This window comes from Enterobacter sp. MGH 4 (assembly GCF_000534735.1).
Taxonomy (GTDB): Bacteria; Pseudomonadota; Gammaproteobacteria; order Enterobacterales; family Enterobacteriaceae; genus Enterobacter; species Enterobacter intestinihominis.
Window position 1 is genome coordinate 143,837 of sequence record NZ_KI973294.1, and the last position, 26,901, is coordinate 170,737.

General features: G+C 56.4%; 29 protein-coding genes. 16 read left to right on the plus strand and 13 right to left on the minus strand.

Features of this window, described 5'->3' with window-relative positions:
* The first annotated feature begins 123 nt into the window (after window positions 1-123).
* Window positions 124-549 (plus strand): nucleoside triphosphatase NudI, encoded by a 426-nt coding sequence (gene nudI, locus L350_RS07605; RefSeq protein ID WP_032625899.1) that lies wholly within the window; start codon window positions 124-126, stop codon window positions 547-549.
* On the opposite strand, the gene L350_RS07600 is transcribed toward nudI, so the two are convergent.
* A complete protein-coding gene (locus L350_RS07600; RefSeq protein WP_032625901.1) occupies window positions 521-1,252 on the minus strand; it encodes a helix-turn-helix domain-containing protein in 732 nt (243 codons plus the stop codon). The genes nudI and L350_RS07600 overlap by 29 nt on opposite strands.
* 95 nt (window positions 1,253-1,347) lie before the next feature.
* Here L350_RS07600 and L350_RS07595 point away from each other — a divergent pair, with 95 nt between their 5' ends.
* Complete coding sequence (locus tag L350_RS07595) at window positions 1,348-1,767, plus strand: nuclear transport factor 2 family protein (protein ID WP_023298434.1); 420 nt, start codon at window positions 1,348-1,350, stop codon at window positions 1,765-1,767.
* 54 nt (window positions 1,768-1,821) lie between these two features.
* On the opposite strand, the gene L350_RS07590 is transcribed toward L350_RS07595, so the two are convergent.
* Window positions 1,822-3,003: an aminotransferase-like domain-containing protein gene (locus L350_RS07590; RefSeq protein ID WP_032625904.1), complete on the minus strand. Its 1,182-nt coding sequence runs from the start codon at window positions 3,001-3,003 to the stop codon at window positions 1,822-1,824.
* A 20-nt stretch (window positions 3,004-3,023) separates the two neighbouring features.
* A complete protein-coding gene (locus L350_RS07585) occupies window positions 3,024-3,911 on the minus strand; it encodes a LysR substrate-binding domain-containing protein (RefSeq protein WP_022649115.1) in 888 nt (295 codons plus the stop codon).
* Window positions 3,912-4,008: 97 nt separating this feature from the next.
* Here L350_RS07585 and L350_RS07580 point away from each other — a divergent pair, with 97 nt between their 5' ends.
* Window positions 4,009-4,611 carry a short chain dehydrogenase gene (locus tag L350_RS07580; protein ID WP_032625906.1) on the plus strand — a complete coding sequence of 201 codons (603 nt, stop codon included), beginning with the start codon at window positions 4,009-4,011 and terminating at the stop codon, window positions 4,609-4,611.
* On the opposite strand, the gene L350_RS07575 is transcribed toward L350_RS07580, so the two are convergent.
* The 7 genes from L350_RS07575 to L350_RS07545 all read right to left on the minus strand — a co-directional run bounded on the left by L350_RS07575 (window position 4,608) and on the right by L350_RS07545 (window position 13,061).
* Window positions 4,608-5,339, minus strand: a complete 732-nt coding sequence (locus L350_RS07575; RefSeq protein WP_032625908.1) for a class I SAM-dependent methyltransferase — start codon at window positions 5,337-5,339, stop codon at window positions 4,608-4,610. The two genes, L350_RS07580 and L350_RS07575, sit on opposite strands and share 4 nt — an antisense overlap.
* Before the next feature lie 125 nt (window positions 5,340-5,464).
* Window positions 5,465-6,844, minus strand: coding sequence for an amidohydrolase family protein (locus L350_RS07570; RefSeq protein ID WP_032625910.1), 1,380 nt, complete (start codon window positions 6,842-6,844; stop codon window positions 5,465-5,467).
* Between the two features lies 1 nt (window position 6,845).
* Entirely contained in the window at window positions 6,846-7,802 is a 957-nt protein-coding gene (locus tag L350_RS07565) for a carbamate kinase family protein (RefSeq protein WP_023306797.1), read from the minus strand.
* Window positions 7,799-9,379, minus strand: a complete 1,581-nt coding sequence (locus L350_RS07560; RefSeq protein ID WP_022649120.1) for a hypothetical protein — start codon at window positions 9,377-9,379, stop codon at window positions 7,799-7,801. The genes L350_RS07565 and L350_RS07560 overlap by 4 nt, the downstream gene beginning before the upstream one ends.
* 11 nt (window positions 9,380-9,390) lie before the next feature.
* Entirely contained in the window at window positions 9,391-10,806 is a 1,416-nt protein-coding gene (locus tag L350_RS07555; RefSeq protein WP_032625911.1) for a YlbE family protein, read from the minus strand.
* On the minus strand, window positions 10,806-12,347 hold the full coding sequence (gene fdrA, locus L350_RS07550; protein ID WP_032625914.1) for an acyl-CoA synthetase FdrA: 1,542 nt from the start codon (window positions 12,345-12,347) through the stop codon (window positions 10,806-10,808). The genes L350_RS07555 and fdrA overlap by 1 nt, the downstream gene beginning before the upstream one ends.
* 108 nt (window positions 12,348-12,455) lie before the next feature.
* A complete protein-coding gene (locus L350_RS07545) occupies window positions 12,456-13,061 on the minus strand; it encodes an ankyrin repeat domain-containing protein (protein ID WP_032625916.1) in 606 nt (201 codons plus the stop codon).
* 320 nt (window positions 13,062-13,381) lie between these two features.
* On the opposite strand from L350_RS07545, the gene L350_RS07540 reads away from it, so the two are divergent.
* Entirely contained in the window at window positions 13,382-14,311 is a 930-nt protein-coding gene (locus L350_RS07540; RefSeq protein ID WP_032625925.1) for a LysR substrate-binding domain-containing protein, read from the plus strand.
* Here L350_RS07540 and L350_RS07535 read toward each other — a convergent pair.
* Entirely contained in the window at window positions 14,308-14,466 is a 159-nt protein-coding gene (locus tag L350_RS07535; protein ID WP_003862203.1) for a YqaE/Pmp3 family membrane protein, read from the minus strand. The genes L350_RS07540 and L350_RS07535 overlap by 4 nt on opposite strands.
* 179 nt (window positions 14,467-14,645) lie before the next feature.
* On the opposite strand from L350_RS07535, the gene L350_RS07530 reads away from it, so the two are divergent.
* Window positions 14,646-15,164 carry a rhodanese family protein gene (locus L350_RS07530; protein WP_032625926.1) on the plus strand — a complete coding sequence of 173 codons (519 nt, stop codon included), beginning with the start codon at window positions 14,646-14,648 and terminating at the stop codon, window positions 15,162-15,164.
* A gap of 82 nt (window positions 15,165-15,246) precedes the next feature.
* Window positions 15,247-15,426, plus strand: coding sequence for a YodC family protein (locus L350_RS07525; RefSeq protein WP_006811690.1), 180 nt, complete (start codon window positions 15,247-15,249; stop codon window positions 15,424-15,426).
* A 37-nt stretch (window positions 15,427-15,463) separates the two neighbouring features.
* Here L350_RS07525 and stpA read toward each other — a convergent pair whose 3' ends face one another.
* Window positions 15,464-15,868, minus strand: a complete 405-nt coding sequence (gene stpA, locus L350_RS07520) for a DNA-binding protein StpA (protein ID WP_022649126.1) — start codon at window positions 15,866-15,868, stop codon at window positions 15,464-15,466.
* Window positions 15,869-16,365: 497 nt separating this feature from the next.
* Here stpA and alaE point away from each other — a divergent pair, with 497 nt between their 5' ends.
* The gene (gene alaE / locus L350_RS07515) at window positions 16,366-16,815 is read left to right on the plus strand and encodes an L-alanine exporter AlaE (RefSeq protein ID WP_022649127.1); all 450 of its coding nucleotides are present in this window, start codon (window positions 16,366-16,368) and stop codon (window positions 16,813-16,815) included.
* A 32-nt stretch (window positions 16,816-16,847) separates the two neighbouring features.
* On the opposite strand, the gene L350_RS07510 is transcribed toward alaE, so the two are convergent.
* On the minus strand, window positions 16,848-17,192 hold the full coding sequence (locus L350_RS07510; protein ID WP_006811693.1) for a DUF2002 family protein: 345 nt from the start codon (window positions 17,190-17,192) through the stop codon (window positions 16,848-16,850).
* Between the two features lie 158 nt (window positions 17,193-17,350).
* Here L350_RS07510 and L350_RS07505 point away from each other — a divergent pair, with 158 nt between their 5' ends.
* The 9 genes from L350_RS07505 (at window position 17,351) to L350_RS07465 (ending at window position 26,645) form a co-directional block, all read left to right on the plus strand.
* Window positions 17,351-17,677: an ElaB/YgaM/YqjD family protein gene (locus L350_RS07505; protein WP_017382769.1), complete on the plus strand. Its 327-nt coding sequence runs from the start codon at window positions 17,351-17,353 to the stop codon at window positions 17,675-17,677.
* A gap of 243 nt (window positions 17,678-17,920) precedes the next feature.
* A complete protein-coding gene (nrdH, locus tag L350_RS07500; RefSeq protein ID WP_017382770.1) occupies window positions 17,921-18,160 on the plus strand; it encodes a glutaredoxin-like protein NrdH in 240 nt (79 codons plus the stop codon).
* Entirely contained in the window at window positions 18,157-18,567 is a 411-nt protein-coding gene (gene nrdI / locus L350_RS07495) for a class Ib ribonucleoside-diphosphate reductase assembly flavoprotein NrdI (protein WP_022649128.1), read from the plus strand. Before nrdH ends, nrdI begins: the two co-directional genes overlap by 4 nt.
* Complete coding sequence (gene nrdE, locus L350_RS07490) at window positions 18,540-20,684, plus strand: class 1b ribonucleoside-diphosphate reductase subunit alpha (RefSeq protein ID WP_032625927.1); 2,145 nt, start codon at window positions 18,540-18,542, stop codon at window positions 20,682-20,684. The genes nrdI and nrdE overlap by 28 nt, the downstream gene beginning before the upstream one ends.
* Window positions 20,685-20,693: 9 nt before the next feature.
* Window positions 20,694-21,653, plus strand: a complete 960-nt coding sequence (gene nrdF, locus L350_RS07485; protein WP_022649130.1) for a class 1b ribonucleoside-diphosphate reductase subunit beta — start codon at window positions 20,694-20,696, stop codon at window positions 21,651-21,653.
* Window positions 21,654-21,986: 333 nt separating this feature from the next.
* Window positions 21,987-23,189: a glycine betaine/L-proline ABC transporter ATP-binding protein ProV gene (gene proV / locus L350_RS07480; RefSeq protein WP_032625928.1), complete on the plus strand. Its 1,203-nt coding sequence runs from the start codon at window positions 21,987-21,989 to the stop codon at window positions 23,187-23,189.
* Window positions 23,182-24,246, plus strand: coding sequence for a glycine betaine/L-proline ABC transporter permease ProW (gene proW / locus L350_RS07475; RefSeq protein ID WP_022649132.1), 1,065 nt, complete (start codon window positions 23,182-23,184; stop codon window positions 24,244-24,246). Before proV ends, proW begins: the two co-directional genes overlap by 8 nt.
* A gap of 9 nt (window positions 24,247-24,255) precedes the next feature.
* On the plus strand, window positions 24,256-25,251 hold the full coding sequence (gene proX / locus L350_RS07470) for a glycine betaine/L-proline ABC transporter substrate-binding protein ProX (protein WP_017382774.1): 996 nt from the start codon (window positions 24,256-24,258) through the stop codon (window positions 25,249-25,251).
* Window positions 25,252-25,460: 209 nt separating this feature from the next.
* A complete protein-coding gene (locus L350_RS07465; protein ID WP_032625930.1) occupies window positions 25,461-26,645 on the plus strand; it encodes an MFS transporter in 1,185 nt (394 codons plus the stop codon).
* The last annotated feature ends 256 nt before the right edge of the window (window positions 26,646-26,901 follow it).

Genomic DNA, 26,901 nt, shown 5'->3' on the forward strand with positions numbered 1-26,901 from the left:
GGTGGCGGCTTCGCCTTACCCGGCCTACACCGCTGTTCCGAGTGATGAGGATCCAACACACCTAACATGATCTCCATCACCAATCTGCTATAGTAGCCCAAATTTATTTTTCAGGAAGAAATCATGCGCCAACGAACCATTGTCTGCCCCATCATCCAGAATGACGGAGCCTACCTGCTATGTAAAATGGCCGACGATCGCGGTGTATTCCCCGGTCAGTGGGCACTCTGCGGTGGTGGAATGGAACCAGGCGAAACCATGGAACAGGCGCTGCGCCGTGAAGTCCGTGAGGAGCTGGGCGACGCGCTGGACATTATCGACGTCAAGCCCTGGGCTTTTCGCGATGACATCAGGGTCAAAACTTACGCCGAGGGTACCACCGAGGAAATTTATATGATTTATCTGATCTTCGACTGCATCAGCGCCAATCGGGATGTTACGTTTAACGACGAGTTTCAGGAGATCGCCTGGGTTTATCCGGAATCGTTAAGAGAGCTGGATCTCAACGAGGCCACGCGCATTACCTTTGCGCAAAAGGGCCTTCTTTAATCGCCCACTGCCCCGGCGTTTTACCGGTCCACGTTCTGAAAACTTCAATAAATGCGCTGACGCTGCTGTATCCGCACGAGAGCGCAATCCACCCCACCGGCTTCCCCGCCGCCAGCCACTCCATCGCCTGCATGACGCGCGCCAGCTGGCGCCAGTTGACGAAGTTCATCCCCGTCTCCGCGCTAAACCGCCGGTTGAATGTACGTACGCTCATCCCGGCACGGCTGGCATGGCTTTCCACCGTCTGATTATCATCGACGGATTGCAGCAGTTTCCTGACCACATTTTTCAGCCGGGGATCGGTCGGTACGGGCAGATAAAAGCGGACCTGAGACGCCAGAGCCAACTCCTCCAGCAGCAGGATGAGCTTTCGGGGATCGTATTCACTCCCGGCAACGCTTAAACGGGAAAACAGTGCATCGGTAAAATCGTCAGACTCGAAAAGCGTGGCCTCTTCCGGAAGCCCTTCACAATGGGCAGGGTCAAGATAGACAGCGCAACCTTCAATCGCACTTTCCGAAAAGGCAGCGTGCTGCTGACCAGGCGGGATCCAGCCGATATGTTTTGCGGGTACCACCGAACGCCCCAGCGGCGTCTCAATCACCAGCAGCCCCGCAGCAATGCGCCAGAGCTGGCCGGCATGATGGCTGTGCCACGGGGTGTGATAGCCGCCGGGATGAACAAGCCTCTCAGTTGTCAGCATGAATTTGACCGAAAATCGTTATTCTTCGACTTATTACAGAAACTACGCCTTATGCTGTCAAGGATAATAGCGGCTCAACATCACGAGGAGCTAACATGACCATCATTACATCCCTGATAAACCAGCCCGACAACACCGCGCAGCGCGAGCAAATGGCCTGTCTGTTAACCCGCTTATTCAATGGCAATGTAGATCCGGCAGAGGTGTTTACGCCCGATTACCAGCAGGTTACGGACGGTCACATGCTTGATTATCAGGGATTTATGAAACACCTGAACCATGTGCGTGCGCAGATCCGCGAGATTACGTTTACCGTGGAAGCGTTATGTTGCCATAACGAATGTGTGGCAGACCGGCACAGAGTGGCCGTGACATATCCGGATGGTCGCCAGGCAGAATTAGAGGTGTATATGTTTGCCACGCTGCGCGAGGGGAAAATTTGTCGGATCCATGAAGTCACACAGGCGCCAGACGGCGATGCATTTGACCGCACCCTCGCCCACGCCACGCAATAACCTTACCCTACACGGGAACAGCGCATAACGGCATCTGCCATTATGCGCATCCGCTTACAGGGAAATTTTCAGACGTCGAACCGCTTCTTTAAGCTGCTCATCTGTTGGGGTAACGAAAGACATGCGCAGCGTGGTGTGGTCCGGCTCGTTGCAGTAGAAGAACTCACCCGGCACAAACACGACGCCGTTGCTCAACGTTTTTTCCAGCCATTTCGTCGTATTGATGCCGTTATCCATTTTCGCCCACAGGAACATGCCGCCCTTTGGCTTGTGGAACGACATCACATCGCCCAGCTCCGCTTCCAGTTCACTGGCAAAGGTCTGGTATTTCTGGCGATAGGCTTCGCGGATCATTTTAATCTGATTCGCCAGACGACCGGTTTTCAGATATTCGTACGTCATCAGCTGCGACAGCGTGCTGGTGTGCAGATCGGTGGTTTGCTTGAGGTTCACCACCGCACGCTTCAGCCACTCCGGTACCAGCACCCAGCCCACGCGGGTGCCCGGCGCGAGGATTTTAGAGAAGGTGGAGGTGTACACCACGTTATCCTCATTGCCGATATCTTTGGCATGAGCAATCAGCGGGCGGAACGCTTCCTCGGTATAGTTGATTTCGCTGTACGGATCGTCTTCGATAGTCACGAAGTCATAGCGCTTCGATAATTCCACCAGCTGTTTACGACGCGCCTCGGAGAGCGTCACGCCGCCCGGGTTACCAAAGGTTGGCACGATATAAACCGCTTTGATGGTTTTGGTTGCCACCAGCGCTTCAAGTTCATCTACTTTCATGCCGTCGCCGTCGGTGCCGACGGATTCAAAATTCGCCTGTGCCAGGCCAAAGACCTGCAACGCGGCGAGGTAGGTCGGACGCTCAACGACGACCGTATCGCCCGGGTTAATTAACGCACGCGCCAGCACGTCAAGCGACTGTTGAGAGCCGGATGTAATGACCACGTCATCGGCTTTACAGGCGATGCCGCGACCTTCACAGATGCGTTGGATCTCTTCGCGCAGCCCCGGGACGCCTTCCGTCAGGCCGTACTGGAACGCTTCGCCAAAATGCTGAGACAGCACGGCATCAGCGGCAATTTTTAAACCTTCATGATCGAACAGATCCGGGTTTGGAATACCGCCCCCCAGCGAAATCACGCCTGCCATTTTGCTATGTTTTAATAATTCACGGATGGCAGAGGATTGCAGGCCCTGCGCGCTGCTGGCGAGTTTGTTTGCAGACATTCTTTACTTACCTTCTTTTTTTATATTGTGCCCAATCTTAGCAGAATATGGGCAATAAATTCCGTTAGCTTAGGCAGCGGACGCAAATCCTGGCGCCACAATAAATGCACCGGCCTCGGCGCGGGCGTAAACGCTTCCAGAACCCGAACCAGCCTGCCGTTTGCCAGCTCTTCAGCCACCAGCACTTCCGGTTGCAGCAATAGTCCTGCCCCGGCTCGCGCCGCCATGCGTAAGCCGTAGCCGTCATTGCATCGTAAGACGGCATCACGCTTCCAGCGCACCTCGCCTTCCACACCGGGCAGCCGCCACTCGTTACGCGCCGTCCATACCGTGTGCGACAGACACAGGTGATCCACCAGATCGGCTGGCGTTTGCGGCGTACCGTGACGCGCCAGATATTCCGGCGCGGCGCAGATCGTCATGTTGTAGGGACACAGGTATTTCGCCACCAGATCCTCATTTCGGATCTCCCCGATGCGAATGGCCAGATCGACCCCTTCCTCCACCAGATCCACCATTCGGTTGGTGAGATCCAGTTCGATGCGCACTTGCGGGTAGCGCTGTAAAAACGTGGCCGTCAGAGGCGCGATAACGCAGCCGCCAAACGAAGTGGGTGCCGTCACGCGCAGGGTGCCGGCGGGCGTGGCTCGCAGACGTTCAACTGCGTTTTCAGCAATCGAGACCTGCTCCAGCACGCGCCTGGCCTCTTCGAAATAAACGCGTCCGGCGTCGGTCAGGCTCTGGCGACGGGTGTTGCGTTCCAGTAGCCGCGTGCCGAGCTGCGATTCCAGCAACGCAATATACTTCCCGACCATCACCGCCGACATCTCCAGCCGGGCCGCCGCGCCGGTGAAGCTGCCGCTTTCCACCACCGCGATGAACGTCTCCATCCCGCGAAGCTTATCCATATTCCAAACCTCTGGTTAGTAATCTTCTAACGTTAGCCCAGTTTATCTGAGTTTTTATTTATTAAAGAATGAAGGCTCACAACATAAGGAGTCTGCTATGAAAATCGTCATTATTGGTGCCAGCGGTACGGTCGGTCGTGCAGTCACAGAAGAGTTAAGCCAACGCCACGAGACGATCCGCGTGGGTCGCACGCAGGGCGAGCATCAGGTGGATATCACCTCGCAGGCGAGCGTACAGGCGCTGTTCGAAAAGATCGGCCCGGTGGATGCGATTGTCTCCGCCAGCGGTGGGGTACACTTCGGCCCGCTCGCAACCATGACCGACAGCGAGTTCAACCGGGGCTTGCAGGATAAGCTACTGGGGCAGGTTCGTCTGGCGCTGACCGGCCAGCACTTCCTGAACGAAGGCGGCTCGATCACGCTGATAAGCGGGATTGTGGCGCACGAGCCGATTGCTCAGGGCGTCAATGCCACCACCGTAAACGCGGCGCTGGAAGGGTTTGTGCGCGCCGCGGCCTGTGAACTGCCGCGCGGGATCCGCATTAACCTGATCAGCCCGACGGTGCTGACGGAATCCGTCGAAGCATATGATGGCTTCTTCCCGGGCTTTGAAAGCGTTCCCGCTGCGACCGTTGCGCAGGCCTACCGCCGCAGCGTGGAAGGGGTACAGAGCGGGCGGGTATATAAAGTCGGCTATTAAGCCTTACGGGCGGCGATCAGCACCAGCATCGGGCGTTCCGCCTCTTCGGCCAGCGCGGGCCAGGCGTCAACCTGCGTCTGCGTTGGTCCCCACTCATTGACTTCGCTTATCGTCAATCCGGCCTTGATCAGCGCGTTAAGCGTGGTACCCAGCGTGCGGTGGTATTTGATTACCCCCTCTGCCAGCCAGTTGCTGACGCGCTTGCCTTCGTCCTGATAATGGTTCACGCCCCAGAACCGCTCACCGTTGTCGTCGGTGAGCCAGCCCTGACGGGTGGCGCAGGTATAAATCGGGTGCTCCATCGAGAAGACCAGGCTGCCGCCGGGTTTAAGCGCACGCTGCACCCTGGCGAATAACGCGTCCAGTTCCGGCAGATAGTGCAGCGCCAGCGAGCTGTAGACCAGATCGAGACTGTTTTCGCGAAGCTGAAGAGATTCCAGATCGCTACGCTGATAGTGGATCTGCGTGTCATCCGTCAGTTCTGCCGCGCGGGCGAGCATCTTTTCAGAGATATCGACGCCCGTGACGTCGCAAGCGCCCAGCTCGCGCGCCACGCGGCAGAACCAGCCGTAGCCGCACCCAAGATCGATAATCGATGTGCCAGTTAAATCCGGCAGCATCGCCTTAAGCGCAGGCCACTCTGGCGCGCCGTCCAGCCCCTGAACCGAGCGCGGAAGCTGGGCGTAGCCTTCGAAAAACGCCGGATTGTCGTAGATGTTTTGTGCCATGGCAGATCCCTCTTTAAGAATGTGCATAGCAGTATACTGCATTGTCGGGTGGCGGCTTCGCCTTACCCGACCTACAAAATCTCCGAACCGTAGGCCGGGTAAGCGCAGCGCCACCCGGCACCACATTAGCCCACAGAGCCCCAGACCAGATTCCCCTTGTGGAACGTCGCGGTACGCGGAGAGATACGCGCCACGGCCTCAGCGGAACAGGAGGCATCCACCAGCACGAAGCTGGCGTCGTCCTGCGCTTTAGGCCACACGCGCTCACCTTTGTCGTTCAGCGGCAGCACGTCGCCGGTGGCGATGCCCAGCGCCCGCGAAAGCGTCTGTTCGTTCGGGCGAATATAGAGCTGGGCGTAGAGGTTGGCTTTCTCCAGCATGTCCCCCAGACCGTACGGGGACCAGTGGTCAATCACGCTGTCGGTACCGGTCATGACAAACACGCCTTTATCACGCAGCTGCTTCAGCGGCATGTGCAGGGTGCCAATCGGCACGGTCGAGGCGATGGTCACCTGCTGCGCCGCCATGCGGGTGGCGATCTCATCCACCTGCTGTTCGTTAAGCGTCGCCAGCGCGAAGGCGTGGCTAATGGTCAGCTTCCCCTTCAGCGCCGGCGTTTTCTCCACGGTTTCTACCATGTAGTTCACCGCCGCCACGCCCGCCGGGCTGGTTTCGTGCAGATGGATATCCACCCCTTTGTCATAATCCAGCGCAATCTGGAACATGGTGTCGAGGGATTTCTCCATCGCGCCGTCGACGCTGGTTGGGTCCAGCCCGCCCACATAATGCGCCCCCGCCTGCATCGCCTCGCGCATCAGCTTTTCAGAATTCGACAGCAGCAGACCGTGCTGCGGGAAGGCAACGATTTCACAGTCAAAACCTGGCTTACGGCGCGCCAGTACCGCCTGCAAATTTTCCAGGTTTTTCAGGCCGGAAACCGGCTCTATGTTGCAGTGGCTGCGGGCGATGGTGGACCCTTTGGACTGGATCAGGTCGATCAGCTTTTCGGCGCGTTCTTGCGTGTAAGGCTGTAATTCCGGCAGCAGCTTCTGCTCCAGGCGGATCATGTCCTGAATGGTGGTACCCGCCGGACGGTTCAGGGAGCGCCACGGGCCGCCATAGAAGGTTTTGTCCAGATGGATGTGCATGTCGCGCATCGCCGGGAGCATCAGCTTTTTGCCCGCGTCGAAGTGCGGCAGGGCCGCATCGGCGTGGCTGTTGTTATCGCGCAGGGCGACGATTTTCCCGTCTTTGATCTCAAGCGTTTTCAGCTCGGTGCGGGTACTTGTCGCCACGCTGCCTTCGAAGTTAAACCCGGCTTCCAGCAGCACGTTGTCGAGATAGTAATGTTTTGCGGTGATGTTCATCGGTTTACCCGTCTCGCAGGTTGCCTTAGCAGAATCGGCAGCATACGCGACGGAACCCGTGGCGCCAAAAAGCGCGCAGGCGGTAACCATTTTACCGCTCTGGCTAATAAACTCGCGGCGGCTTTTATTCTCACTCATCTTATCTTCCTTCGTTAACAATGTGGGTACCCGTTTCACCGCGCAGCGCTGCGGGCAGGCAGTCCGGCGAGGTGATGATCACGCGCCTGCCGCCATGGCGTAAAAATTCCAGCGAGGCGACGATTTTCGGCAACATGCTGCCCGCCGGGAAGTGGCCTTCATCCCTGTAGCGCGTCATCTGCGCCACGTTGACGGTATCCAGCGCCTGCTGGTTCGGCTTGCCGAAGTTCACGCACACTTTCTCCACGCCGGTGGTGATCACCAGCACGTCGGCGCCGATCTCGCGCGCCAGCAGCGCGGTGGAGAGATCTTTATCTATCACCGCGTCCACGCTCTGATAATCGCCCTGGTCACTGCGCACCACAGGAATGCCTCCGCCGCCCGCGCCGATCACCACAAATCCTTTCTGCGTCAGCGCCTTGATGGCATCCGCCTCGACAATGCGCCGCGGCTGCGGTGAAGCTACCACGCGGCGATAGCCCCGGCCTGAATCCTCGACAAAATGCCAGTCCGGGTGCGCAAGTTGCAGTTCGTCGCGCTGCGCCTCGCTGAAGAACGCGCCGATGGGTTTCGTCGGGTGCATAAAGCCAGGATCATTTTTATCCACCTCCACCTGCGTGACGACCGTGACCGCTTTTTGTTCCCCGCGCGCCGCCAGGCGGTTGTTGAGCGCCTGCTGGATCAGGTAGCCGATGCCGCCCTGGGTATCCGCCACGCAGTTTGCCAGCGGGGTCAGCGGCAGCCCTTCCCGCTCGTGGGCGATCTCGGCGCGGCGCAGATCCAGCCCCACCTGCGGGCCATTGCCGTGGGTGAGCACGATGTCATAGTCCGAGGCCAGCATTTCGAGCACCGACTCAGCCACCGCTTTGACCGCCTGCGCCTGATGCTCAATCGACTGGCTGGCGTTGTCTTTGATAATGCTGTTGCCGCCGATGGCAACGACCATAAGCTCTTTCATTTTGTTTCCTTTAGAAGGTGCGTTCTGGCGCCCTCACCCTGGCCCTCTCCCACTGGGAGAGGGGGATTAACAGAGATATCCAGCACATGCTTCACCACAAACATCCCGCCCATCATCAGGTAGGCCGTGACGAACATCAGGGAACTGCCCTCGGCAAAGCCCACCACCGGCGCGTGGATCACGCCAAACAGCGCCAGCAGCGCGCCTCCTGCGGCGGCGACGGCCCCCCGTAGCGGTTTGTTGATGATGGCGAAGATGGCGATACAGCCCCAGAGCATGCTGGCGAGCGGCGCGCCGTTGCCGAGATGCATCAGGCCTTCGTAGTAGATCCCCTTGCTGTGCAGCACGTCGGTGCCAATTTTCGCCGCGCTGGTCCCCGCCGCGCTCATCACGCTGTTCATCATGGTCAGCGCCCAGTTGGCGATCCACGGGAACAGGCAGATGAAGATGACGGGCACCTCCACTTTCGGGGTTTCCCTCACCACCTGGTTGGCGGTGACGACGCCGATAAACACCAGAATCGGCACGATGGCGGTCATCGGGATGATGGCGAGCATAAAGGCCCCCAGCCCGAACAGCGGCACGATGAACATGGTCACGCCGGACGCCAGGGTGTAGCCAATACTGGCGCCCATCGCTTTCCAGCCAGGATGGCCGACGTAGACCGTGACCGGGAACGGATTGCCCATCAGGCAGCCGAGCATGGAGGCCAGACCGTTCGCCAGCATTACCTTGCGGGTCGGGTATTCATCCCCCGCCGCATGGGCGCTTTCGATGTTCTCCAGGTCAAAGATGTAGTTCGCCAGCCCCAGCGGTACGGCGGACGCCAGATACGGCAGCGCATGCGGCAACCCCTGCATAAAGCTGTCCACATGCACTTCCGGCGGGTTAAAGCCGAAGGATGACATGGACGCTTTAATGGCATCCGGGCTTTGCAGGCCGGAGATCCACGCAAGCAGAGTACCGGCAATCAACAACAGCAGGCCGGTCGGGATGCGGGCGAAAATCGGCTTTTTACCGAACCAGTTAATGAAGATCAGCAGCAGGACGATAAACGACACGGTCGGCGCTTCGAACGCCTGCAACATCGGGTTCATCGCCAGCAGGAGCAGGCCAAGACCGGACAGGCACGACAGCAGCACGGTACGCGGGATCATCTTGCGGATGGTTTCCCCCAGGAAGGAACCGCCCGCGAGGATCATCGCTTCCACAAAGCACCACACCAGGCCAATCTGAATCGCGAAATCCGCATCGCCGGTTTGCTGGTAAACCGGCATTAAGACCAGGAAGGTCACGGTAAAAATCGACGGCGCGCTCGGGCCGGACGGCAGCGCGGTGACGTCCGTTCGTCCGGTGGCGCGCGCCATTTGCAGGCCAAACCACGTATAGCAAAGACTCGCCACCAGCACCGCCAGCCCGAAGGCTGGCGCGATGCGTCCATAAACAATCTCCTTCGGGATGCCGACGACAAAAATGAGCAGCCCCATCATGGTCAGCAAATTGGTCAGGTTGTTGGTCATCAACCCGAAATAAGCTGCCCAGTCACCTCTTTTCCACTCCAGTTTCATGTTTTTCATGGATGCATACCTTATAGAACGTAGCGATCGCGGAAGGTTAACAGCGCCTTTTCAAAACAGCTAAACGGCGGGTGAACGATGCCCGCCCCAATCATGCCGATACCGGCGTCCTTATGGGCAATGGCGGTATTAATGACCGGCAGAATGCCGCTGCCCGCGACCTTCGTGATGTCGATGGCGGACGGGATGCCCATAAACGACAGCAGCGGAATGGTGACGTTCGGGTTTTCGCCGAGAGTGATTTCGCGCATCTGGCGGGAGAAATCGATGGCTTCCTCCACCGTGCCGCCCACCAGCGCCACGATTGCCGGTGCCGTCGCCATCGCAAAGCCGCCGATGCCGTAGGTTTCGGTAATCGCGCTGTCGCCGATATCCAGCCCGGAGTCTTCCGGCTTATAGCCCGCGAACATCGGGCCGAGCACCTGCTGCGCCGGGCCGGTGAACCACTGCCCCGGCAGGCCGGAAACGCGCAGGCCGAACTCGTAGCCGTTGCGCGCCATGGTGGTGACGACGGTGCTGTACTCAATGCCGTGGGCGGCATCCAGCGCGGCCTTACACATTGCCATCCACGTCGGACCGGAGAAGTAGTCGCTGCTGGCGACAAACTCGAACACTTCACGCTGCTGCGTCACCGGATAGCCCGCCTGGATCAGCCCCGGCGTCAGCGCCTGGATAAGCAGCGTGGTGCCCGCGTTGTTGCGGTTGTGGCACTCGTCGCCCATGTGCAGCGCCTGGGCCAGCATCAGTCGCAGGTCGATTTCGCCGATAATCTTCATCGCGTCGCGCAGCATTGGGCCGAGCACGTCGCGCATCCAGTTCAGGCGGTCGATCACGCTCTGATCGTTGGCCCCCATGCGCAGGATCTTCGCCATCTGCTCGCTGAGGTTGGTGAAGGCGCGGTTGCCGTAGGTTTTGTTCTCAACGATGTGCATAAACATCGACGCGGAGGTGACGCCCGCCATAGAGCCCACACAGTCGTGCTCGTGGCACGGCGAGAAGGTGATGTCGCCTGAAGCCGCCAGCCTTGCGGCGTCCTCCAGATCCGTCGCCAGCCCTTCAAACACCAGCGCGCCGGTGACCGCGCCCTTCATCGCCCCGCACATGTTTTCCCAGGTAACAGGCGGACCGGCATGCAGAATGGTGGTGCGGGTCATGCCCGGCACCACGTTAATCGCCTGGTCATAGCCCACCAGCACCGGATGGGACTGAATAATGCGCTCAAGGGCAATGTTGTTCGCGGCGGCAATTTTCTCCGCCAGCAGTTTTTCCGCCAGCCGATCCAGCGCGTCCACCACCTGCATATTGCCCTGCCCCGGCGGCGTCCAGTCGAGCTGGGTCACGGGAACGTGCTGTTTTTTGAGGTCGTCGCTGAACATCGCAATCCCGACGTTAATCACGTTCAGCGGCTGGTTGAATAAGGTCGTCATTATGCTCTCTCCCCTTTGCAGACAAATTCGCGTGCCAGTAATCCGGTATTGGTGCTGCTGCTGGCCCAGATGACGCCTGCGTCGGTCAGCAGCTGGCACTGCTGGGCCAGCGACTGCGGATCCTGATCGGTGCCGAGCACGTAGCCGAGAATTTCCAGCGGACGGTTGTCGGCTTTCGCGATTGCCTGTGCCTCTTTGATCGCCTCGATCATCACCCCCACCGGATCCTCGTGTGCGCCAAAGCCAAGCACGAAGTCCATCACGATGACGCCCACCTGCGGATCGCGCGCCTCCTGTAGCAGGCGGCTGATGCGGTTGGTCGGGTCGATCATCGGGTGTGGTTTGCCGTTGGTGAAATCGTCGTCACCGAAATCAAGGAAGGTGTGGGCCTGGCTGACGCTGATGTCCTTCAGACGCCTGGCCGGATCCGGCTGGATGTTGCTGTAAACATCGTCAAACTTCTCCAGCGCGGCAAACATCGCTTCGTCGCACAGGGTGCCGCCGCAGAACAGGCCGCGAATGTACTTCTGCCGCGGCGTCAGGCGGGCGCGCACCTCTTCGATCAGCGGCCAATTGAGCGGATGTAAATCCAGGGAGTCTTTTTTAATGCCGGTAAGCAGCACCGCTTTCAGGGCCGCCTCTTTGGTGCCACGAGCAAACTGCAAGCCGTCTTCATCGGCTGGCGGTTCGTTGCGGCCCAGGAAGCACACAACCACAGGCTTGCGGCAGGCGCGTGCCCGGGCCAGCACCTTCTCTGCCACCGCGGGTGCAGGCGGTTTGGAGATGAGCGCTATCACCCGGGTCGCGTCGTCCGCCTCCAGCATGTCGATGGCGTCGAGCATCATCAGGCCGCCAATCTTCTCGCTGAGATCGCGCCCGCCGGTGCCGATCAGCTGCGACACGCCGCCGCCGAACTCGTGAATGCGCACGCTCAGCTCCTGGCTACCGGTGCCGGAGGCGCCAACGATGCCAATCGGCCCGCGACGTACCGCGTTGGCAAAGCATAGCCCCGCGCCGTTGATAATGGCGGTGCCGCAGTCCGGCCCCATCATTAGCAATCCTTTGTCATGCGCCAGCTGCTTCAGCGCCAGCTCGTCGTCGAGCGACACATTATCGGAAAACAGCATCACGTTGAGATCGTTTTCCAGTGCCTGGCGCGCTTCGCGGGCGGCGAAGGTGCCGTTGACGGATATCACCGCAAGGTTGCTGTCCGGACGATGGGTTTTGGCGCTGGCAATTGTCGCGTAGCGTGCTTCATGGGAGCCAGCGCTCTCTTTACGCGTGAATAACGCTTCAATGGCGGCAAGGGTTTCCTCATTCGCCGCGTCGCCTTTAATAACGATCATCAGGTCGCCGTTTTTCGCGTCCGCTAATTCCGGCGTTAATAGCCCGAGGTTTTTTAATACCCCTTTGTTCATTTCCGTCGCCATCGCCACAAACGCCTGCTCGACGCCCGGCAATTTATTGGCTTTGGTGGAAACCGACATTAAGGAAACCGAATCGAAATACGTATTCTTTTTTATGACGATTTTGGTTGGCATTATTTTCACCTGTTTAAGATAAAAGGGGGCCGCCGTCGTGCTAAATGCACGTCGGTAACAATGCGTTTTTTGATTCACGGCCAGCCAGGGGAAGGCTGACCGAATGCGCTATGCGCCTGCCGCCAGCAGCAGGTCTGCGATCGCGTTGAAGCCTTTTTCCCGCGCCAGTTCGAGCGGGGTTTTGCCGTATTTATCAGTCATGTGCGGATTCGCGCCGTGATCCAGCAGCAGCTTCACAATTTCCTGCTGCTTTGCGCCGCCGTCGTTTAACACGATGGCCTCCAGCAGCGGCGTCCAGCCGACAAAATTGGTGTGGTTGACATTAATGTCGGTTTTTTCCAGCAGCTCGCGCACGATTTCAACGTGCCCTTTTTCACTGGCAGGGGTAATGCCCACGCCGCCAAAGCGCGTCAGACGGTCGAGATCCGGATCCGCCGGAAGGACAATGCGCAGCAGGGTTAAATCATTGGTCAGGCAGCCGATCAGGAAGGGGTTAAAACAGGTCTGGTCCTGTTTATCAATATCCGCCCCGGCGGAAATTAAAAATTCCACACAGGCGTAATGCTTTTTCAGGCTGGCAATAATAATGGCGGTTCTTTTCTGTCGGTTGGTCGCGTTAATATCCACGCCTTTTTCCAGGCAGGCTTTTAGCGCGTCGATATTACCCTCTTCTGCCGCCAGCAAAAATTCTGTAACCAGTGCAGTTGCAGACATAATCAGACTCCCTATGTTTCACTTCTGATGACCTGAGAATAGCAACAGCCTGGTCATAAAAGAATCCGCTTAAAAATGATTCATCGACACGCAATTCATTGTTGAGTTAAATTCAACAGTCCGGCAAAAACGTGCGTCTGTGCAACCTTTTTCTTATGGTTTACCGCTTTTACGCGCCTCGGGCTGCATTATCCTTATGAATGAAAAAGCCTTACACAGCGCGGCTCTACGTAAAAACCCAGAACTGTGATCGACATCAACTATGATGTAACGCCGGTGTTAAAATATGTTCAAAACTGATGGTAACCAGGAGCCATAATATGAATTCCATCTTTACCGAAGAGAATTTGCTGGCCTTCACCACCGCGGCACGTTTTGGCAGTTTTAGCAAAGCGGCTGCCGAGCTGGGCGTGACCACTTCCGCCATCAGTTACACCATCAAACGCATGGAGACCGGGCTGGACGTGGTGCTGTTTGTACGCAACACGCGCAGCATTGAGCTGACCGAATCCGGTTTTTATTTTTATCGTAAAGCGACCGACCTGCTGAATGACTTTCATGCCATCAAGCGCGGGATTGATACCATTTCGCAGGGCATTGAGACGCGGGTGCGCATCTGCATAAACCAGCTTTTGTATACGCCACGCCATACCGCGCGTTTGCTCCAGGTGCTGAAAAAACAGTTTCCCACCTGCCAGATCACGGTGACGACCGAGGTGTATAACGGCGTCTGGGATTCCATCATTAATAATCAGGCCAATATCGCCATTGGCGCGCCGGATACGCTGCTGGATGGCGGTGGCATCGATTACACCGAGATAGGCGCGATCCGCTGGGTATTTGCCATCGCGCCCACGCATCCGCTGGCGTTCGCCCCGGAGCCCATTTCCGAAAGTCAGCTGCGTCTGTATCCCAATATCATGGTCGAGGACACCGCGCATACCATCAACAAGAAGGTCGGCTGGCTGCTTCACGGTCAGGAGGCGATTCTGGTACCGGACTTTAACACCAAATGTCAGTGTCAGATCCTGGGGGAGGGTATTGGATTTTTACCGGAGTATATGACGCGTGAGGCGGTGGAGGACGGGCTGCTGGTAAAGCGGCGAATCAATAATCCGCGCCAGGACTCGCGCATGCTGCTTGCCACGCAGCATGCGGCGACCGGTCAGGTCACGCGCTGGATCAAACAGCAGTTTGGCCCCGAGGGCGCGCTGACCCGGATCTACAGTGATCTATTGTGGCGTACCTAGCTTTTCGTCTGAACCCAAAACGCGTGGATAAGACCCGGGAAGTAACCCAGGATGGTCAGAAGGATGTTCAGGATAAACGCCCAGCCCAGTCCCTTGCCAAGCAGCACGCCTAGCGGCGGGAGAATAATCGTAAAAACAACGCGCCAAAAACCCATAAATAACTCCGTGCAAGCTAACCAATTGAAAATTATAAAAGACACTTCTCTAAGCGTAGCCAGTTTACGGGTAACTGCCATTCGTCTCTCGCGCTTTTACCTGCCTTTACCCTCTTTACACTGGCTGAAACCCTGCCTTAAATACTCTACTGTTCTGAAATTGACCGTAAGGAAACACAATGTCTCTTCCTCTTATTTCGCCGCAGCAGGCAAACGCGCTTATTGCTGAAGGCGCCAAACTTATCGATATTCGCGACCCCGACGAGTATGCCCGCGAGCATATTCCAGTGGCGCACTCCATTCCGCTGGATTCGTTACCCGGCGGGCTTAACGCAGCACCGGGAGAAACGGTGATTTTCCACTGTCAGTCTGGCGCAAGAACCGCAAACAATGATGCTCGTCTTGCCCGGGCAGCGTCCCCTGCGAACGCCTTTGTGGTTGAGGGAGGCATTCAGGGCTGGAAGCAGGCCGGGCTGCTGACCGTTGAAGATAAATCGCAGCCGCTTCCGCTGATGCGTCAGGTGCAGATCGCCGCCGGGCTGCTGATTCTCTGCGGCGTGGTGCTGGGTTACAGCGTCTCCAGCGGCTTTTTCCTGCTAAGCGGTTTTGTGGGCGCCGGGCTGCTGTTCGCCGGAGTGACAGGTTTTTGCGGTATGGCGCGACTGCTGAAAGTGATGCCGTGGAACCGACGTACCTGATAAGGGGTATCTGAAAGATTAGGCTGTACCCCGCCCCGGACGTGGGCTATGGTGAAGATCGTGACAATGATGAGGAGGTGCTATGTTTTCTGTCGGTGATTATGTCCAACCGCGTCAGGGCGGTCCGAAACTGAAAGTGCTCGAAGTGAATGGTGAAAACATTGTGGCCGTACAGGCCAGCAATGAGCAGGGCGAGAAATATCACCTGAAAGCGGCGGACGTAGTTCTGTACTCCGAAGAAGGTGACTTTGGCGTCTGCTAAGTCAATAATCGGGCGGAATACACCGCCCGAATAATCATCAGATCAGGAAATCGTCCAGCGATTTACCGTTTGCCAGTGCGTTCGCAATTGGCTTTGGCGTACGTCCCTGACCGGTCCACGTTTTCTCTTCACCGTTCGCGTCGATGAAACGATATTTCGCCGCACGCGCTTTACGTTTTTTAGCCGGCTGGCCCGCATGAGCCAGTTCTCCGCCTAACAGATCGCTCGGGGAAATACCGTCTGCCTTCATCAGTTCCAGCAGAGCATTAATTTTATCCTGCTGTTCAGCGCGCTGGCGCTCTAATTCAGCCTGCTCGCTGCGTTTTTCTTCTGTGACAATCCGAACTTTTTCCAGCACTTCTTCCAGAACATCCATGGATAATTCACGCGCCAGCGCCCGGAGGGTACGGATATTATTAAGATTCTGTAACGTTAAAGCCATAATAATGAGAAACCTTTCTTCGTGTGTATAACATAAATCAGGCAACAGAATAATTGATTTTTGTTCTGATATCTACCCACTCTGTCGTTTTGACATTATTGTAAATGTTTTAGAATATCCCGTTAATATAACCCCGAATTACCTGTCAGTTTTAATGCGTAATATTCCGTCCTGCACCTGGTCAAAAATCCCTGTTTAATGCCGTTCAAAAAACCGCCCGGCATCCTCCGAATAACAAACGTTATACGCTTGCTCAGATAAGCTAATAGTTTGATTTCGTTTAATAAAACGGTGAATGGGAAAGAAAATAACGACTCGCACAAAAAACAGCCAACTTTAGAGAATTTTATGGACAAAGCGCCCATAAATAAAAATTAATCACTACTTGTTAGTTAAAAGCCAGAGGGATACGCTATACACTCAAAACAAACCAACCTAAAGCACTAAACGCCGCAGGTTAAAACGCCACTTTTTTGTCCTGTTCGAGGAGTTCAGACATGTTCTCACCGCAGTCTCGCCTGCGCCATGCGGTAGCGGATACGTTCGCGATGGTCGTTTACTGTTCCGTCGTAAACATGCTGATTGAAATTTTCCTGTCCGGAATGACCTTTGAGCAGTCCCTCTCATCGCGCCTGGTGGCCATTCCGGTGAATATCATGATTGCCTGGCCGTACGGAATGTATCGCGATGCGGTGATGCGTTTCGCCCGGCGTATTAGCCCGGCAGGTTGGGTAAAAAACCTGGCGGACGTGCTGGCTTACGTGACGTTCCAGTCCCCGGTGTATGTGGTTATTTTGCTGACGGTGGGCGCAGACTGGCATCAAATCGCCGCCGCGGTAAGTTCAAATATCGTGGTATCTATGCTGATGGGTGCGGTGTACGGTTACTTCCTTGACTACTGCCGCCGCCTGTTTAAAGTCAGCCCTTATAGTCAGGCAAAAGCGTAAGATAAGGCGACTGGCTCATGCCAGTCGCTGAGTTATTGTACGTCGCCAAACAGCCCTTTCAGGAAACGCTCCAGCGCCATACGCGAGCTGAAACCGTGCGGAATACCATAATGTTCATGCGTCTCGCCGCCTAAATAGAGCGGAAATTGCTGATAATGATCGCAGGTTTTAATATCCGAGGCGGGCTCAGCAAATGACAGGCTTCTGTCTTTGAGTGTCGGGTGAATAATGAGAGCAGTACGCCCCATTCTTGCTTCACGGTTGACGTAAACATAATTCTCACCACGGCGATATCCGTACGCTTTTGATGTTACCTCATCCATGGTGAACCCTTCTTTTTCAAGAACGCGCGCCACCTCATCGGGTCGTAAATACATATCTTTTCCTCATTATCATACCTGCCGGGCAACCTTACAGTATTCAGCATTAGCAGGGCTTTCAGAATATTCCATAAACTGCCCGATAAGCCGTGACTCGCTTCAGATATTACATTTCTGGACTAAACTAAACGGGAACACAAATTATGGAGGATCGTATGTTTAACAGACCGAACCGAAACGATATTAACGACGACACCCAGGATATTCGTAACGATGTCAGCCAATTAGCGGACACGCTGGAAGCCGTATTGAAATCCTGGGGCTCTGACGCGAAGGACGAAGCAGATGCCGCGAAACGTAAGGCTCAGTCTCTGCTGCGTGAAACGCGAGCAAGGATGAATGGCCGCTCACGTACCACTCAGGCGGCCTGCGATATGGCCAGCTGCGCCACCACCTTCGTACGAGAGAAACCGCTGTGTACGTTGGGAACGGTCGCGGCAGTCGGGATTTTTGTCGGCGCCCTGCTTAGCCTGCGTAAGTAAGCACGCGTTTTCAGCCCCGGTAGCCTCAGGCGCCGGGGCTTTTCTTTGCCTGAAAGCCTGAAAAACCCGCGCAGTTCGCCCTGCCCCGCCAGGCTCATCATTGGGGCCTTATCAATCTGAATTTCCCATATCTTGTGTGGTTGAAAGTTATCTCAACTACATCTAGTATTCCCTTTAGCAAGACAGACACAACATGACGCGTTTACTCGCGCCGTTCTCTCATTCTAAATGGAAATACGAATCATGAGCATTATTATTTACACTCGTAACGATTGTGTTCAGTGCCACGCCACGAAACGGGCGATGGAGAGCCGCGGCGTGGCATTTGAGATGGTCAATATTGATCAGGTGCCCGACGCGGCAGACACCCTGCGGGCGCAGGGTTTCCGTCAGCTTCCGGTCGTGGTTGCTGGCGACACCAGCTGGTCTGGCTTTCGTCCGGACATGATCAACCGCCTTGCCGCTCAGGGCGTCAGTGCATGAGCAGGCTGGTCTACTTTTCCAGCAGCTCGGAAAACACGCTTCGGTTTATGGAGCGTCTCGGGCTGCCCGCGATTCGCATTCCGCTGAACGAGCGGGAGCGTATTCAGGTAGACGAACCCTACATTCTGGTAGTGCCCAGCTATGGCGGTGGCGGCACCGCGGGGGCTGTGCCTCGTCAGGTGATCCGCTTTCTGAACGATCCCCATAACCGGCAGCTGATTCGCGGCGTGATCGCGGCAGGCAATCGTAACTTCGGCGAGGCCTTTGCCCGCGCCGGGGATGTCATCTCTCAAAAATGCGGCGTGCCGTATCTCTATCGTTTTGAACTGATGGGGACACAGCAGGACGTAGAGAACGTGCGTAAAGGAGTGAACGAATTTTGGCAACGACAACCGCAGAGCGCGTGATTCAGGCGACGCCGGATTACCATGCATTAAACGCCATGCTAAACCTCTATGACCGGGAGGGGCGCATTCAGTTTGGCAAAGATCGTGAGGCGGTGGACGCCTTTTTTGCCGCTCATGTACGCCCGAACAGCGTCGTCTTTGGCAGCCAGCAGGAACGTCTCGACTGGCTGGTAAAAGAGGGTTATTACGAAGAGCGCGTCCTGACCCGCTACGACCGCGCCTTCGCGGTGGCATTGTTTGAACGGGCGCACGCCAGCGGTTTTCGCTTCCAGACGTTTCTCGGCGCGTGGAAGTATTACACCAGCTACACCCTGAAAACCTTCGACGGCAAACGCTATTTAGAAAGCTTTGAAGATCGGGTGGTGATGGTAGCCCTGACGCTGGCGCAGGGCGATGAAGCCCTGGCCGAAAGGCTGACGGAGGAGATCCTCTCAGGCCGCTTCCAGCCTGCCACGCCAACCTTCCTTAACTGCGGCAAAGCCCAGCGCGGCGAGCTGGTCTCCTGCTTCCTGCTGCGTATTGAAGACAATATGGAGTCGATTGGCCGTGCGGTGAATTCGGCGCTACAGCTGTCGAAACGCGGCGGCGGCGTGGCATTTCTGCTTTCGAACCTGCGGGAAGCGGGCGCGCCGATCAAGCGCATCGAAAATCAGTCCTCCGGCGTCATCCCGGTGATGAAGATGCTGGAAGATGCCTTCTCATACGCCAACCAGCTTGGCGCACGTCAGGGCGCGGGCGCGGTTTATCTGCACGCGCATCATCCGGACATTCTGCGTTTTCTGGATACCAAACGTGAAAACGCCGACGAAAAGATCCGCATTAAAACCCTGTCGCTCGGCGTGGTGATCCCGGATATCACGTTTAAGCTGGCCAAAGAAAATGCCGACATGGCGCTTTTCTCGCCGTATGACGTCGAGCGTATCTACGGCAAAGCCTTTGGCGATGTGGCCATCAGCGAACTGTATGACGAACTGGTGGCGGACGAGCGCATTCGTAAGAAATACATTAACGCCCGCGACTTTTTCCAGACGCTGGCCGAAATTCAGTTTGAGTCCGGGTACCCGTACATCATGTACGAGGATACGGTGAACCGCGCCAACCCGATTGCCGGGCGCATCAACATGAGCAATCTGTGCTCGGAGATTTTGCAGGTCAACAGCGCGTCCAGTTACGACGAGAACCTCGACTACGCGGATATCGGCAAAGATATCTCCTGCAATCTCGGTTCGCTGAATATTGCCCACACCATGGATTCCCCCGATTTTGGCCGCACGGTAGAGACCGCCATTCGCGGGCTGACGGCGGTATCGGACATGAGCCACATCCGCAGCGTACCGTCCATTGAGGCGGGCAACGCCGCGTCGCATGCCATCGGCCTTGGGCAGATGAACCTGCACGGCTATCTGGCGCGGGAGGGTATCGCCTACGGCAGCCCGGAAGGGCTGGATTTCACCAACCTTTATTTCTATACCATCACCTGGCATGCGCTGCATACCTCAATGATGCTGGCGCGCGAACGCAACCAGCGGTTCGCAGGCTTTGAGCAGTCCCGCTACGCCAGTGGAGAGTATTTCAGCCAGTATCTGGAAGGCGACTGGCAGCAGAAAACCGAAAAAGTACGCGCGCTTTTCGACCGCGCCGGCATTACCCTGCCGACGCGTGAGATGTGGCAACAGCTGCGTGAGGATGTGATGCACTACGGCATCTATAACCAGAACCTTCAGGCGGTTCCTCCAACCGGCTCCATTTCCTATATAAATCATGCCACGTCGAGCATCCATCCGATCGTGTCGAAGATTGAAATCCGCAAGGAAGGCAAAACCGGACGCGTCTACTACCCTGCCCCGTTTATGACTAACGAGAATCTGGCTCTGTACCAGGACGCCTATGAGATCGGCCCGGAAAAGATCATTGATACCTACGCCGAGGCGACCAGACATGTGGACCAGGGGCTGTCGCTGACGCTCTTCTTCCCGGACACCGCCACCACGCGGGACATCAATAAAGCGCAGATCTACGCCTGGAAGAGAGGCATCAAAACGCTGTACTACATTCGCCTGCGCCAGCTCGCGCTGGAAGGTACCGAAATTGAAGGCTGCGTGTCCTGCGCGCTGTAAGGAGAAAGGATGAAACTGTCACGCGTAAGTGCCGTTAACTGGAACAAAATTCAGGATGATAAAGACCTGGAGGTCTGGAACCGCCTGACCAGCAACTTCTGGCTGCCGGAAAAGGTGCCGCTCTCCAACGATATTCCGGCCTGGCAAACCCTGAGCCATGCCGAGCAGCAGCTGACAATCCGCGTCTTTACCGGCCTGACGCTGCTGGACACCATTCAGAATACCGTGGGTGCGCCCGCGCTGATGAGTGATGCGCTGACCCCGCACGAAGAGGCGGTAATGTCGAATATCAGCTTTATGGAGGCGGTCCATGCCCGCTCTTACAGCTCGATTTTCTCCACCCTGTGCCAGACCAGAGACGTGGACGCGGCCTACGCCTGGAGCGAAGAGAGCGCGTCATTGCAGCGCAAGGCAGATCTGGTGCTGGAATATTACCGGGCCGACGAGCCGCTGAAGAAGAAGATCGCCAGCGTGTTCCTGGAATCTTTTCTCTTCTATTCCGGCTTCTGGCTGCCCATGTACTGGTCGAGCCGGGGCAAGCTCACTAATACCGCCGATTTGATTCGCCTCATCATCCGCGATGAAGCGGTACACGGGTATTACATCGGCTATAAGTACCAGAAAGGACTGGAGAAAGTCACCCCGGAAAAACGCGAGGAACTCAAAGGTTTTGCCCTCGATTTACTGATGGATCTGTATGACAACGAGCTGAGCTATACCGAGGAGCTGTACGCCGGAACGGGCTGGGAAGAGGACGTAAAAGCCTTCCTCTGCTACAACGCCAACAAGGCGCTGATGAACCTGGGCTACGAAGCGTTATTCCCACCGGAAATGGCGGAAGTGAACCCGGCGATCCTCGCGGCGCTGTCGCCCAACGCCGATGAAAACCACGACTTCTTTTCCGGGTCCGGCTCGTCGTACGTGATGGGTAAAGCGGTGGAGACGCAAGACGAGGACTGGGATTTTTAATGAATGAATTAACGTTCATTAATTAACTCTACATTTCATTATTTTCAGCCGAATATTCCACTACGTACTACACTGTAATTTCTCCTTCATATTCGCCTGAATCACACCGATTCAGGCGAAATTCTCCCATGCAGTAGCAAAAAATTGAGAAAAATTCAAAGCGCCCTCAGCCCTTTATTCATGGGAAATTCAGCCGTTTCGCTTGCGGTAAAATTCCGACCTCAGGCAGGTCCAGGGTTGTCTCAGATTCTGAGTATGTTAGGGTAATGCCAGTTAACTATTTACCATGGTAATCATATCGACATAAACAAATAACAGGACACTCTCTATTGCATGGCAATTAAATTAGAAGTGAAAAATCTTTATAAAGTATTTGGCGAGCACCCGCAGCGTGCTTTCAAATATATTGAGAAAGGCCTTTCGAAAGAGCAAATTCTGGAAAAAACCGGGCTATCGCTTGGCGTTAAAGACGCCTGTCTGGCCATTGAAGAAGGCGAGATTTTTGTCATCATGGGATTATCCGGTTCGGGTAAATCCACTATGGTTCGCCTTCTCAATCGCCTGATTGAACCCACCCGCGGACAGGTGCTGATTGACGGCGTTGATATCGCCAGAATATCAGACGCGGAACTCCGCGAGGTGCGCAGAAAGAAAATTGCGATGGTGTTTCAGTCATTTGCACTGATGCCGCACATGACGGTACTCGATAATACCGCCTTTGGCATGGAGTTAGCCGGCACGCCCGCTCAGGAACGTCAGGAAAAAGCCCTTGATGCACTGCGTCAGGTCGGGCTGGAAAATTATGCTCATGCGTATCCGGATGAGCTCTCCGGCGGTATGCGTCAGCGCGTAGGATTAGCGCGCGCATTAGCGATTAATCCGGATATTTTATTAATGGACGAAGCCTTCTCGGCGCTCGATCCCTTAATTCGCACCGAGATGCAGGATGAGCTGGTAAAATTACAGGCCAAACATCAGCGCACCATTGTTTTTATTTCTCACGATCTGGATGAAGCCATGCGTATTGGCGACCGTATCGCCATTATGCAAAATGGTGAAGTGGTGCAGGTCGGCACACCGGATGAAATTCTCAATAATCCGGCGAATGATTATGTGCGCACCTTCTTCCGCGGCGTGGATATTAGCCACGTATTCAGTGCGAAAGATATTGCCCGTCGAACACCAAACGGCATTATTCGAAAAACGCCAGGTTTTGGTCCGCGCTCCGCGCTGAAGCTGTTGCAGGACGAAGACCGTGAATACGGTTATCTGGTTGAACGCGGCAATAAATTTGTCGGCGTTGTCTCCATCGACTCCCTGAAAACCGCCCTGAGCGAAAACCAGGGAATCGATGCGGCGTTGATTGACGCTCCGCTTGCCGTGGACGCCGAAACGCCGCTCAGCGAGTTGCTCTCTCACGTGGGTCAGGCGCCGTGCGCCGTGCCGGTTGTCGGTGAAGAACAACAGTACGTTGGCATCATCTCAAAACGGATGCTGCTACAGGCTTTAGATCGCGAGGGGACAAACAATGGCTGATCAATCAAACCCATGGGGCACCACTGAAGCAGCGGACAGCGCGGCGCAATCTGCCGATGCGTGGGGGTCGACGCCTGCGCCTGCCGATGGCGGCGGCGCGGCAGACTGGCTCAACAGCGCACCGGCGCCTGCCCCAGAGCATTTCAATATTATGGATCCGTTCCACAAGACGCTGATCCCGCTGGATAGCTGGGTAACGGAGGGGATCGACTGGGTCGTTACCCACTTCCGTCCGGTGTTCCAGGGGATCCGTATCCCGGTGGATTACATCCTGAACGGCTTCCAGCAGCTGATGCTGGGCATGCCCGCGCCGGTGGCGATTATCCTGTTCTCGCTGATCGCATGGCAGTTCGGCAGCGCGGGTATGGGGATCGCCACGCTGATCTCCCTGATTGCCATCGGCGCGATTGGCGCGTGGTCTCAGGCGATGATCACCCTGGCGCTGGTGCTGACCGCCCTGCTGTTCTGCGTGGCGATCGGCCTGCCGATGGGGATCTGGCTGGCGCGCAGCCCGCGGGCCGCAAAAATTATCCGCCCGCTGCTGGATGCAATGCAGACCACGCCAGCGTTCGTTTACCTGGTGCCTATCGTGATGCTGTTCGGCATCGGTAACGTACCGGGGGTGGTCGTGACCATTATCTTCGCCCTGCCGCCGATTATTCGCCTGACCATTCTGGGCATTAACCAGGTGCCTGCGGATCTGATAGAGGCATCACGCTCGTTTGGCGCCAGCCCGCGTCAGATGCTGTTTAAGGTTCAGCTTCCGCTGGCGATGCCGACCATTATGGCAGGTGTTAACCAGACGCTGATGCTGGCGCTGTCGATGGTGGTGATCGCCTCAATGATTGCCGTTGGCGGGTTAGGTCAGATGGTACTGCGCGGCATTGGCCGTCTCGATATGGGGCTGGCGACCGTCGGCGGCGTCGGGATTGTGATCCTCGCCATCATTCTTGACCGCCTGACCCAGGCTGTCGGTCGTGATTCACGCAGTCGCGGCAACCGTCGCTGGTATACCACCGGCCCTGTCGGGTTACTCACCCGCCCATTCACAAAATAAGGAACAACGATGCGACATAACGTACTTTTTGCCACAGCGTTTGCGACCCTTGTCTCCACCAGCGCAGTTGCCGCTGACCTGCCGGGCAAAGGCATTACCGTGCAGCCGGTGCAGAGCACCATTTCGGAAGAGTCCTTCCAGACCCAGATTGTCAGCCGTGCGCTGGAGAAACTGGGCTATACGGTGAATACCGCCAGTGAAGTGGATTACAACGTGGGCTATACCTCTATTGCCTCCGGCGATGCCACCTTTACCGCTGTGAACTGGCAGCCGCTGCACGACGATATGTATGCCGCCGCAGGCGGTGACAAGAAATTCTACCGCGAAGGCACCTTTGTGACCGGCGCTGCGCAGGGATATTTGATCGACAAGAAAACCGCCGATAAGTATCACATCACCAATATTGAACAGTTGAAAGATCCGAAGATCGCCAAACTCTTTGATACCAACGGTGACGGCAAAGCCGACATGATGGGCTGCTCGCCGGGCTGGGGCTGTGAAGCGGTGATTAACCACCAGAACAAAGCCTTCGATCTGGCGAAGACCGTCGACGTGAGCCACGGCAATTACTCTGCGATGATGGCCGATACCATCGCCCGCTTTAAAGAAGGCAAGCCGGTGATCTACTACACCTGGACGCCGTACTGGGTGAGCGACGTGCTGAAGCCGGGCAAAGACGTGGTGTGGTTGCAGGTGCCCTTCTCCTCCCTGCCGGGCGAGCAGAAAGATATCGACACCAAACTGCCAAACGGCATGAACTATGGCTTCCCGGTGAATACCATGCATATCGTGGCGAACAAAGCCTGGGCCGAGAAAAACCCGGCGGCGGCGAAGCTGTTCTCGGTGATGAAACTGCCGCTGGCAGACATTAACGCCCAGAACGCGATGATGCATGCGGGTAAATCATCCGAAGCTGATATCAAAGGCCACGTGGATGGCTGGATCAAAGCCCACCAGCAGCAGTTCGATGGCTGGGTGAAAGAGGCGCTTGAGGCGCAGAAGTAAAAATACTACCCCTCACCCTGCCCTCTCCCCAAAGGGGAGAGGGTGTATAAAATCCCCTCTCCCCTTTGGGGAGAGGGATAGGGTGAGGGGATCAAACCGCACCCAACCTAAACCGCACAATCCACCACGTAACAATCCCCCAACATTCACAATCATTGGTTATTATGTTTCCGGAAAAATAATCACTTAACTTACGATTCCTGAAACAAATGACAAAAACAACTCAAGGGCTTAGCCCCGCACTCATCCTTTTAATGTCCGTGGCAACGGGACTGGCCGTCGCCAGCAACTATTACGCACAACCTCTGCTTGATACTATCGCGCGTGCTTTCGATCTTTCAGCCAGCTCCGCCGGCTTTATCGTCACCGCTGCGCAGCTCGGCTATGCGGCCGGGCTGCTGTTCCTGGTGCCATTAGGCGATATGTTTGAGCGCCGGATGCTTATCGTCTCCATGACGCTGCTGGCCGCAGGCGGGATGTTGATCACCGCCAGCAGCCAGTCGTTAACGATGATGATTATCGGTACCGCGCTGACGGGGCTGTTCTCGGTGGTGGCACAAATTCTGGTTCCCCTCGCGGCGACGTTGGCTTCCCCGGAAAAACGCGGCAAAGTGGTTGGCACTATTATGAGCGGCCTGCTGCTGGGCATCCTGCTGGCGCGAACCGTTGCCGGGCTGCTGGCGAGCCTCGGCGGCTGGCGCACCGTTTACTGGGTGGCAAGCGTGTTGATGGTTATCATGGCGCTGGCCCTGTGGCGCGGCCTGCCAAAGGTGAAGCAGGAGAATCACCTGAACTATCCGCAGCTCCTCGCCTCCGTTTTCAGCCTCTTCACCCGGGATAAACTCCTGCGCACACGCGCCGTTCTGGGGTGTCTCACCTTCGCCAACTTCAGCATCTTATGGACGTCGATGGCGTTTCTGCTCGCCGCGCCGCCGTTTAACTACCCAGAAGGCGTGATTGGCCTGTTCGGGCTGGCAGGCGCGGCTGGCGCACTGGGCGCGCGCCCGGCGGGTGGCCTGGCCGACAAAGGTAAATCTCATATGACCACCTCCGCAGGGCTGGTTTTACTCCTGCTCTCATGGGCGGCTATCTGGTACGGACACGTCTCAGTGCTGGCGCTAATTGTCGGTATTCTGGTACTCGACCTCACCGTGCAGGGCGTACATATCACCAACCAGACCGTGATTTACCGCGTGAAACCAGACGCCCGTAACCGTCTGACGGCCGGGTACATGACCAGCTACTTTATCGGCGGCGCGGCGGGCTCGCTAATCTCAGCCTCCGCCTGGCAGCATGCGGGCTGGACGGGCGTGTGCGCAATCGGCGCCATCGTGGCGGCGATAAATCTGCTGGTATGGTGGCGCGGCTATCACCGCCAGGAAGCAATTCACTAAGTTTTACATTGCTTTGGGCCCCCTGGGGTGTAAAGGGGGCCTGCATCTGTTAAGGTAACGGTAATCATTTATCCCAGAAATTTTACTGTGGGTGACATATTTACTACCGGCATGAATAGTTCAGACCCCTGTCCTCACATCCCCTCTTTCGCGGGTACACACCCCACACTTTCTGTGCTCACCGGGTCACGGATTTACCCGGCGCTTTCTGATGGTGACATACGTTTGGCGGATATAACCGCACAAATAATTCATT